The organism is Protofrankia sp. Cr2 (genome assembly GCF_963555885.1).
In the GTDB taxonomy this organism is placed as follows: Bacteria; Actinomycetota; Actinomycetes; order Frankiales; family Frankiaceae; genus Protofrankia.
Map to the genome: position 1 here is coordinate 21,355 of NZ_CAUVXG010000060.1, position 5,916 is coordinate 27,270.

6 protein-coding genes are annotated in these 5,916 nt (G+C 63.7%); 1 reads left to right on the forward strand and 5 read right to left on the reverse strand.

What is annotated here, in order from left to right; all coding sequences use genetic code 11:
* Window positions 1–112 precede the first annotated feature (112 nt).
* A complete protein-coding gene (locus U9978_RS20390) occupies window positions 113–1,027 on the reverse strand; it encodes an AEC family transporter (RefSeq protein ID WP_322762746.1) in 915 nt (304 codons plus the stop codon).
* A 182-nt stretch (window positions 1,028–1,209) separates the two neighbouring features.
* Here U9978_RS20390 and U9978_RS20395 point away from each other — a divergent pair, with 182 nt between their 5' ends.
* Window positions 1,210–1,911, forward strand: a complete 702-nt coding sequence (locus U9978_RS20395; protein ID WP_322762747.1) for a DedA family protein — start codon at window positions 1,210–1,212, stop codon at window positions 1,909–1,911.
* A gap of 271 nt (window positions 1,912–2,182) precedes the next feature.
* Here U9978_RS20395 and U9978_RS20400 read toward each other — a convergent pair whose 3' ends face one another.
* The 4 genes from U9978_RS20400 to U9978_RS20415 form a co-directional block, all read right to left on the reverse strand.
* On the reverse strand, window positions 2,183–2,398 hold the full coding sequence (locus U9978_RS20400; RefSeq protein ID WP_322752887.1) for a hypothetical protein: 216 nt from the start codon (window positions 2,396–2,398) through the stop codon (window positions 2,183–2,185).
* A 720-nt stretch (window positions 2,399–3,118) separates the two neighbouring features.
* The gene (locus U9978_RS20405; RefSeq protein ID WP_416211063.1) at window positions 3,119–3,322 is read right to left on the reverse strand and encodes a hypothetical protein; all 204 of its coding nucleotides are present in this window, start codon (window positions 3,320–3,322) and stop codon (window positions 3,119–3,121) included.
* Window positions 3,323–4,143: 821 nt separating this feature from the next.
* Window positions 4,144–4,740, reverse strand: a complete 597-nt coding sequence (locus tag U9978_RS20410; protein WP_322762749.1) for a hypothetical protein — start codon at window positions 4,738–4,740, stop codon at window positions 4,144–4,146.
* 611 nt (window positions 4,741–5,351) lie between these two features.
* Window positions 5,352–5,916: ISAzo13 family transposase (locus U9978_RS20415; RefSeq protein WP_322762750.1), on the reverse strand; the 565-nt coding region annotated here is incomplete at its 5' end.

Below are 5,916 nucleotides of genomic sequence, written 5' to 3' on the forward strand. Positions count from 1 at the left end.
CGATGTGACTTTCGTGCTGCTATGACAGCAACAGATTCACATCCTTTGCAGGCCGGGGCTGCGGTTATCCACTCCAGCAGGACACGGTGGTGGCGGACGGCGCGGGGCCGCGTCAGCCCTGCAGGATCCATGACCAGATGGGCAGCGTGAGCAGGGACGCCGGCACCCCGACGCCGACCATCAGGCTGGGCAGCGGTGTCGCCAGGTCGTAACGGGTGGCGATCATCGCCCCGGCGACCATCGGCGGCATCGCGGTCTCGAACAGCGCCACCTGCACCCCGTGGTCGTCCAGAGAGCCGGTCAGGGCGTAGGCCCCGAACACCAGGGCGGGGCCGATGACGAGCTTGACCAGCAGGCCGATCGCGAGCTCCCGACGCCAGGTGCGCAGCGCGCCGATGCGCAGCTGCAAGCCGATCGAGAACAACGCCAGCGGGGTGAGCGTCGCGCCGAGGGCCGTCAACGCCTCGGTGAGCCAGCCCGGAAACGCCACCGGACGCAGGATCAGCCCGGTCAGTAGCGCGATCAGAGCGGGCGCCGTGAACAGCCGACGGGCGATCTCCGTCCGGGTGACACCGGCCCCCGAGGCCGTGGCCGCCACCGCGATGACCACGGTCCCGACGATGACGAACGAGCCGAGCTGGTCGACGAGAAGCGCGACCGGTACCGAGTCCGCTCCGAAGAAGGCCGTGACCATCGGTATCCCGACGAAGGATGTGTTGGCCACAGCGGCGGTGACGATCAGCGCACCGACGACGTCCCGGCGCAGGCGCAGGACACGGCCGATGCAGAGAAACAGCATCGCGCCGACGACGAACAGCAGGTACGGGCCGGCGATGATGAGCAGTAGATTGGCTGGGAACACCACGCTGTGTAAGACGCGGAGCGCCAGGGCGGGAAGTGCGACGTCGAGGACCCAGAAAGTGACCATCTGATGGGCGTCATCGGCCACGTGACCGCGCCGTCGTGCCGCGCTGCCCGCCACGATGCCCGCCATCAGACCAACGACCAGGACGAGTAGGGCGGACACGTCCGGCATCCTGTCAGGCGTTGGTGGGAACCCCACAGCGGGCCGTATCCGGCCGCGCAGCCGTTGCTGGATACGCTCGTTGCTGTCTGCGAAGAGTGCCCGGTCGAGGTGGGAACCGAATCGGCCGCCAGCCGCCTTTGCGTCCCGAGCCGCTCCGGAGGCCCAGCACAGTGTCTGCGTCAGTGTCCACGATCGCCTCGAACACCCTCGCGCTCGGCCCGAGCTTTCTGGATGCGCAGCATCTGGCCAAGGCGGGTCTGATCGTCGTCCTACTGATCGTTTTTGCCGAGTCCGGCTTGTTGGTCGGATTCTTCCTGCCCGGCGACTCGCTGTTGTTCACAGTCGGTCTCCTTGTGTCCAACCACACGTTGTCCACTCCGCTGTGGCTTGCCTGTCTCCTGATCTCGATCGCCGCGATCCTCGGTGACCAGGCCGGTTTCCTGTTCGGGCGCAAGGTCGGCCCCACCCTGTTCCGGCGTCCCGATTCGAGGCTGTTCAAACAGGAGAATGTGGACAAGGCTCGTGACTTCTTCGAGCGCTACGGACCTCGTTCGGTCATCCTTGCCCGCTTCGTACCGATCGTCCGGACGTTCACCCCGATCATCGCGGGCGTCAGCGGCATGAACTACCGACTCTTCAGCACCTTCAACATCATCGGTGGGCTGCTGTGGGGCAGCGGGGTGACAGTGATCGGATATTTCCTCGGCAAGGTCCACTTCGTGGCGGACAACGTGGAGGGGATCTTCATCGGGATCGTGCTGCTCTCGGTCATCCCGATCGGTTTCGAGTTGCTGCGGGCGCATCGTCGGGGGACCGGGTCAGCCCAGAGCTCGGACGCACCTCGACACACGCCACAGTCGCATCCGCTGAGCGATCGGGACTGACACCGGCTACCCGCGGGCTGCGCAAGGACGGACTTGCGGTTGGAAACCGGGTCAGCTCGGCCCGTCGAACCGGCCCGGCGGCAGAGGTTCGGGCGGCCCGGGTTCCTCGTCCCGGATGGCATCAGGGCCGCAACCATCGGCCCACACGGTCCGACACCGTTCGCAGTTCTCGGCCGCGCGGATGCCCTTGAGCGGATCACCTGGCCGACGTCGGGCGCGGCGGTGATCGGGACAGCGTAGTGAGACGAACGTCGCCAGAACGGGTGTCGCGTCAGCCACCGATCGTCCCTTTCCCTTGGCACACGGTGCAGTCGACTTCGTTCGAGCCGGTGAAGCCGCCTTCCTCGTCACGCTCCAAGGTGTCTTTGAGTACCTTGCCGGTACCGCGGCAGGTGTCGCAGGTCCGCAATCCAGCTTCCCGGCCGTCTTGCTGCCCGCGTCCGCCGAGCTCTCGTTTGCGCCTCTCGCGGCCCTTGTCCTGTGCCACGGCCGCCTCCACGGGTACTCATCGCCGTGACCGCCACGTTACGGACGGGGTAGGAGGCTAGCAAGAGTGCATGAGGCCCGCGTTCTACGTGTCTCGTGTCGCGCTTGCGTCCTCCCATGGGCGCAGGTCCGCGCCACCTGCCCCGCAGCTCCGGCCGCATCCTGGCCAACTGCCGGACCCCGGTACCGCCGCCGTAACCCTCAGCAGGGTGGCAGCCTCGTGCCGGCCACGAGCCTTCACCGTCTGCCATTTGATGCCGCCGGTAAACAGAATCCGGGTGGCGGGGCCAGGGTGCGTAGGTCGTTGAGGCCATCCTGATGACCGGAACCACCTACCGTTCGGCCGAATGTCGTCCGACAGTAGGTGGAATCGGCCGTTATGATGACGTTTTCTACCTAAGACGCCGTTATATCTGGGCCGCCCATAATCAGCGTCAATATTCCATAAAATCGAGATCCTTCCCAGCCCCGGGAAGGCACCGGCGGGAGCCCACTGCTACCTGATCGACATCAGAACCGCGTTCGCCAGGCTCGTCCACAACAGCCAAGCGACCGGTGCGTTCCGCGGAACACAGAGCAAGGTTTGCCTACCTAACAACTTGAATAATCTTCCCGGTGCCGTTCAATTCCCCCCGGTTCGGTTGTCCGGGAACCGCGCGATGACAGGTCATCGCGGCCCCCACGCGAATGATTATCAGCCGTTCATCGGGCCGACCCGGGGCTACACCGTCCAACGGTCGGGGTCGACGCCACCGAGCCAACGGTCGATGTCCGAACGCCGCCAGACCCTGGTCCCGCCCCAGGTCGCCGTCCGATTGACCACCGCGACAGGAGCAGGCGCACGGGGATCGGTCCGCATCCGATGGTCGACAGCCTGGCGGGTCACCCCGAGGGCGGCGGCGATGTCGGAAGACCCCACGAACATCGGCGGCTCGTCCACGAGCGCTGACGATAGCCTGCCCGACCGCGGCCGCAGACCCAGATCAGGCTCTTCACATGGCAGGGCCGCTTCGCCGCGGCTGTGACGACACCCGGGTCGACCAGCAACGATGCCCGTCGTACCTCGCGGTGATCAGCATGAGCAGGGGACGGGTGAAGGTCTCGGCCCACCAGGGGTCGTCCCCCGGGAAGGCATAACGGCTGGTGGCGAAGCCGACGGCGGTCGGCGAGCAGGATGATCGAGCGCGTGGAGACGAGGGGAATTGAACCCCTAACCCCTGCCTTGCAAACTTCGTCCACTAATGTCCGTGAACGTCCGTACGGGCCGGTTGACTTCCGCGTTCGTTCCGCCGAGGTTCGCGACCCTCCGCGGACGTCAGCCGGCTGGACTACACACTTGACTACAGGCCTCTAGATCACTGGGAGATGAGGAACCGCCTCGTCTGGGTGCCCGCAATCCTCACAGCAGGACCACGAAATCCGGTGGCAAGTCGACCCGCACCACAGGCGCGCAGAGCGCGCCTGTGGTGCGGAAGCGGCGCGGCTGCATCGAACTCTGCCACAGCGTTCCAGTAACAGACGGGTGGACACGCGACCACCCGATTACAAGATTGGCGCGGACCGTCCGCTGACAGCCGCAGTCGCCCGTCGCGCCTGCTCACATCCCTGCCTGCGTCCATCGGTGTCCGCGAAAGTCCACTGGTGGACGCGGGCTTGGCTGTGCAAATGGCTGTACTGCGATCAGCGCGGACGCTCGCTGCACGGCTCCGAGCTGAGGGAGCCGTGCAGCTGTGTCGCCCATACTTGTTATTCGGTAGCATCTGGTTCATCGCCAGGATGCCTGCGAAGACCGATCGTGCTCGTGTCGGGAGTTCCAAGTCTCACATAGAAAGTCGGAGAAAGACCAAGCTCCCTGCGCAATAAGTTTCGAAAACGCGCATGAAGAGCCCAAAATCTTTCAAGTGGATCCTTCGCGTCAAGGTATGACGAGCCCGCTTCGGCGATCCCAACTAGGTCTAACAATGCTTCCGAATATTCATTTGCCACGGTCGCGACATTCGGCGACCCTAAGAGCTCAACCTCTAGAAGTGTTTCTTGGAACCGCTCGTCCCAGACATCCCATATCTCGCGGACTATCTCCTTCCTAAGTTCGAGGTCTCCATCGGCGGCAGAGTCTTCAGGGCGATAGGGAAGGAAGCAAGCGACAGAATCCGCCTTTCTTGCCATCTGCAATGTTAACGCCATGAATTCTGCATAGATTTTGCGACGGTCCGCCTGCCAGCGCTCGGCGTCGACCTGCCTACTCTTTTTACTCTCCGCGCGACCACCAAGAATATGGCCAAGAAGGACTCCGCCGATGCCGAATCCTCCGCCCACCCACGTTGTAATGATTGTTGCGTTCACGAAAAGTGATCATACATGCATGGCAGACGGATCAGCGTAACGAGAACAGAGAACCGAGCGCACACCGTCGGCCGACGTGTATGCCCGTCCGACGGCGCCAGCCCTGGCCTACGTTGGGCCGCATCCGCCCACCGGCGTCCATTCGTCCGCTCCCACTGGCGGTCGGGGCTGTCCGTGCTCGCCCGCCTACATCCATGGCCGTCTGCCGCACCGGCTCAACCTGGGCAGCGTCTTTGCCCACATCCACATCGATCCGCAAGCTCGGTTACAACGATGGAGATACTCCTCTCCGCTGTGGTATAGCTGGGAACAGGCGGCGCTGTCTCCGGCACCCTCGCGGGGGTATCCTGCGTGCACAGGAGCGCTATTCCCACAATGGCGGAGAGCGCTCAGCGCGGGTTTCCGATGCGGTGGACGAATCTCGTTAGGTACGCGTCCCGTTCCCCTTCATCATTTAGCGCCTCAACAGGAATGCGGTCAACAAAAGCAATACCTGCACCCAGAAGCAAGTGATCGCGCGTGGTATCGAATGCACGCCGCGCATTGTGTCGAGGGCTGTCGACCTCAAGAACTCCGATTCTACCCTTGTAAGTGACAATAAGAAGCCGTAATCAAATAGTCTCTTTCATCGTTGGAAGGATCTTGTAGTTCCACTCGCCGTGGAATGTCCCGCGTTCTATCGGGATTGATTCGCGTTGGGTCTTGGTCACCTGGATCTTCGTGGAGTAGTCGGCGGGATCGAGTTCGCAGCGCACGACGAGGCCGGTGGTGGTGGTCGTGTTCGCGATGAGGCTGACGACAGTGGCGTAGGTCGTCAGCGGTCGACCGCGCCAGTTGATGCTGATTTGGGAGAACAACCGGTGCTCGATCTTGTTCCATTTGCTGGTGCCGGGCGGGAGATGGCAGACGAAAATCTCCAGGCCGGTCCTGGCTGCGAACGCCGCCAACTCTAGTTTCCACAGCCACGGCCGGTTTCCGTTCGACCCGCCGCAGTCCGCGGTAATCATCAGCCGGCGGGCGTTCGGATATTTCTCCCGACCCATCTCCTCCCACCACCTGCCGATCGAGGCGACAGCGAACTGCGACGTGTCGTGGTCGGTCCCGACCGACACCCAGGCAGAGTTGTCGGCAAGGTCGTAGACGCCGTAAGGAATCGCCTTCCCGTCGGCCAGGTGT

Bases quoted from the DNA above. Each gene is read 5' to 3' on its own strand.
- U9978_RS20405 (WP_416211063.1), bottom strand. From the start codon at position 3,322: ATGTTCGTGGGGTCTTCCGACATCGCCGCCGCCCTCGGGGTGACCCGC.